The sequence below is a fragment of the Cumulibacter soli genome (assembly GCF_004382795.1).
Taxonomy (GTDB): Bacteria; Actinomycetota; Actinomycetes; order Mycobacteriales; family Antricoccaceae; genus Cumulibacter; species Cumulibacter soli.
This window is the reverse complement of the sequence record NZ_SMSG01000016.1, coordinates 1-1,602: the sequence shown is the minus strand read 5'-3', so window position 1 is coordinate 1,602 and position 1,602 is coordinate 1. Positions and strand designations below refer to the sequence as shown.

Below are 1,602 nucleotides of genomic sequence, written 5' to 3'. Positions count from 1 at the left end.
GAACACTGTGACACTCGCGCCTGAACGTCCGGTTGTCGCGGCACCGACTGCTGCGCCGCCGCATTCTGCGAAGCCAGGTTCGATGTTCAGCAATGTGTTGCGGACGACGGACCATAAGTTGATCGGGAAGATGTACTTCGTTACATCGTTCTGTTTCTTCCTTATCGGTGGCGTCATGGCGATGCTGATGCGTGCGGAGTTGGCGTATCCGGGGTATCAGTTCCTCTCGCCTGAGCAGTTCAATCAGATGTTCACGAATCACGGCGCGATCATGTTGTTGATGTTCGCGACGCCGTTGTTTTTCGCGTTCGCGAACTTGGTGGTGCCGATTCAGATTGGTGCGCCGGATGTGGCGTTCCCGCGGTTGAACGCGTTGTCGTTCTGGTTGTTCTTGTTGGGGTCGTTGACGAACTTGTCGGGCTTTTTGACGCCGGCGGGTGGTGCTGACTTCGGTTGGTTCGCGTATGCGCCGTTGTCGAATGCGACGAACTCGCCGGGTGTGGGCGCGGATTTGTGGCTGGTGGGTCTGGGTATTTCGGGTCTGGGCACGATTCTGGGCGCGGTCAACTTCATTACCTCGATTATTTGTATGCGCGCGCCGGGTATGACGATGTTCCGGATGTCGATCTTCACGTGGAACACGTTGATCACCTCGATGTTGGTGCTGGTGGCGTTCCCGATCCTGACCTCGGCGTTCTTGGTGTTGCTGGCGGATCGCAACCTGGGGGCGCAAGTGTTCGAACCGGAGAATGGTGGCGCCATTTTGTGGCAGCACTTGTTCTGGTTCTTCGGGCACCCTGAGGTGTACATCATCGCGTTGCCGTTCTTCGGGATTGTTTCGGAGATCATCCCGGTGTTCAGTCGTAAACCGATCTTTGGTTACAAGGGTCTGGTGTTCGCGACGGCGTCGATCGCGGTGTTGTCGATCGCGGTGTGGGCGCACCACATGTACGCGACCGGGTCGGTGATGTTGCCGTTCTTCGCGTTTATGACGTTCTTGATCGCGGTGCCTACGGGGTTGAAGTTCTTCACGTGGGTGCTGACGATGTGGAAGGGATCGTTGACGTTCGAGACACCGATGTTGTTCTCGGTCGGGTTTATCGTGACGTTCTTGTTCGGTGGCGTGACCGGCGTGCTGCTCGCGGCGCCGCCGATTGATTTCCACGTCTCGGATACGTACTTCGTGGTCGCGCACTTCCATTACGTGTTGTTCGGTACGGTCGCGTTCGCGGCGTATGCCGGTACGTACTTCTGGTTCCCGAAGTTCACGGGCCGGTTCATGAACGAGCGTTTGGGTAAGTGGCATTTCTGGTTGACGTTCATCGGCTTCCACGGCACCTTCCTGGTGCAGCACTACCTGGGTAACGAGGGCATGTCCCGCCGCTACGGTGATTACCTGATGAGTGATGGGTTCGCGGGTCTGAACCAGTTCTCGACGGTGTTCGCGTTCGTGCTCGGTGCGTCGGTGTTGCCGTTCATTTGGAACATGTACCGCTCGTACAAGTACGGCGAGGTCACCACTGCTGATGACCCGTGGGGTTTCGGCAACTCGCTGGAATGGGCAACGACGTCCCCGCCGCCGCGGCACAACTTCCTGTCGCT

General features: G+C 57.8%; 1 protein-coding gene. It reads left to right on the top strand.

Annotation, left to right across the window (positions count from 1 at the left end):
- Positions 1 to 7 precede the first annotated feature (7 nt).
- Positions 8 to 1,602: aa3-type cytochrome oxidase subunit I (ctaD, locus tag E1H16_RS18295; protein ID WP_208379173.1), on the top strand; the 1,595-nt coding region annotated here is incomplete at its 3' end.